The sequence below is a fragment of the Nocardia carnea genome, assembly GCF_029869215.1.
GTDB classification, from domain to species: Bacteria; Actinomycetota; Actinomycetes; order Mycobacteriales; family Mycobacteriaceae; genus Nocardia; species Nocardia carnea_B.
In genome coordinates, this window is sequence record NZ_JARWPM010000426.1 from 1 (window position 1) to 1655 (window position 1655).

A 1655-nucleotide genomic window follows, 5' to 3' on the forward strand; every position below is an offset into this window, starting at 1 on the left:
CCGCCCGTGGCCCCCCCCGCCGGGGGGGCCCCCCGCGGGGGGCGCGGGGTCCCCCACCACCCCCCCGGGGGGCCCCCCCAACCCGGCCCCGCGCAGGGCGGCGCCGATGTAATTGCGCTCTGAGCGAATCGGGTGGGGACCGGGACGTCGGTCACCCCCTGTTTCGTTAATGTTTGTGACAGCAACGAGCCGGCGAGAGAAGGCAGGTATCCGTGACAATCAACAAAGCCGAGGTCATGACAGCTCCGACCGCTGGGCTCAATCTCAGCGATTCCGTGTACGAGCGCCTGCTGCGTGAGCGCATCATCTTCCTCGGCACCCAGGTCGACGACGATATCGCGAACAAGATCTGCGCACAGATCCTGCTGCTGTCGGCGGAGGATCCCACCAAGGATATTTCGCTCTACATCAACTCGCCCGGTGGATCGGTGAATGCGGGTATGGCGATCTACGACACCATGCAGTACGCCGAATGCGATATCTCGACCACCGCGATGGGCCTGGCCGCCTCCATGGGGCAATTCCTGCTGACCGCGGGCGCGCCGGGCAAACGCTTCGCGCTGCCGCACACCCGGATCATGATGCACCAGCCGTCGGCCGGTATCGGTGGTTCGGCCGCGGATATCGCGATCATGGCCGAGCAGTTCGCGTACACCAAGCGTGAGCTCAACGAGTTGCAGGCGATGCACACCGGTAAGCCGGTGGAGCAGATCAATGCCGATGCCGACCGCGACCGCTGGTTCACGCCCGAGCAGGCGCTGGAGTACGGCTTCATCGACCGTGTGATCACCAATGCGCGCCAGGCGGGCGGCACGGGCAACTAGAGCGCCGTTGGCGGAGCCGGTGGCCGCCGGTGGCCGCGATCGGTGTTCAGCGGACAGCTCACTCATAGACTTGGAGACGAATATGGCCAATCCGAACGTTGCACGCGCCGGGCTCGGCGGTCTCGCCCCGGCGGGCGCGCAGTCGCGTTACATCCTGCCGTCGTTCATCGAGCATTCGAGTTTCGGCGTCAAGGAATCCAACCCGTACAACAAGCTGTTCGAGGAGCGCATCATCTTCCTCGGCGTGCAGGTCGACGACGCTTCGGCGAACGACATCATGGCGCAGCTGCTGGTGCTGGAATCGCTGGATCCCGACCGGGACATCACGATGTACATCAACTCGCCGGGTGGTTCGTTCACCTCGCTGATGGCGATCTACGACACCATGCAGTACGTACGTGCCGATGTCGCGACCGTCTGCCTCGGGCAGGCCGCGTCGGCGGCGGCGGTGCTGCTGGCCGCCGGTACTCCCGGGAAGCGGGCGTGCCTGCCGAACGCGCGGGTGCTGATCCACCAGCCCTCGGTCGAGGGCGGTATCCAGGGTCAGGTGTCGGATCTGGAGATCCAGGCCGCCGAGATCGAGCGGATGCGGCGGCTGATGGAGACCACGCTGGCCCGTCACACGGGTAAGGACGCCGACACCATCCGCAAGGACACCGATCGCGACAAGATCCTGACGGCCGAGGAGGCCCGGGAGTACGGGATCATCGATACGGTGTTCGATTATCGGAAGCTCAGCGCTCAGAAGTGAGCGCGGCCGGGGCCCCCGGGGCCGCCCCCGGCCCCCCCCCCCCCCCCCCCCAGGCCCCCCTACTACCTGATGCCCTATCC

2 protein-coding genes are annotated in these 1655 nt (G+C 66.5%); both read left to right on the forward strand.

From position 1 onward, the window contains the following. Positions 1 to 236: 236 nt before the first annotated feature. The gene (locus QH276_RS31615) at positions 237 to 824 is read left to right on the forward strand and encodes an ATP-dependent Clp protease proteolytic subunit (RefSeq protein ID WP_280401256.1); all 588 of its coding nucleotides are present in this window, start codon (positions 237 to 239) and stop codon (positions 822 to 824) included. Between the two features lie 82 nt (positions 825 to 906). Next, positions 907 to 1575 (forward strand): ATP-dependent Clp protease proteolytic subunit, encoded by a 669-nt coding sequence (locus tag QH276_RS31620; RefSeq protein ID WP_280401255.1) that lies wholly within the window; start codon positions 907 to 909, stop codon positions 1573 to 1575. Positions 1576 to 1655: the final 80 nt, after the last annotated feature.

Coding starts and splice junctions, on each gene's coding strand:
- QH276_RS31615 (WP_280401256.1), top strand. CDS start 237: ATGACAGCTCCGACCGCTGGGCTCAATCTCAGCGATTCCGTGTACGAG.
- QH276_RS31620 (WP_280401255.1), top strand. CDS start 907: ATGGCCAATCCGAACGTTGCACGCGCCGGGCTCGGCGGTCTCGCCCCG.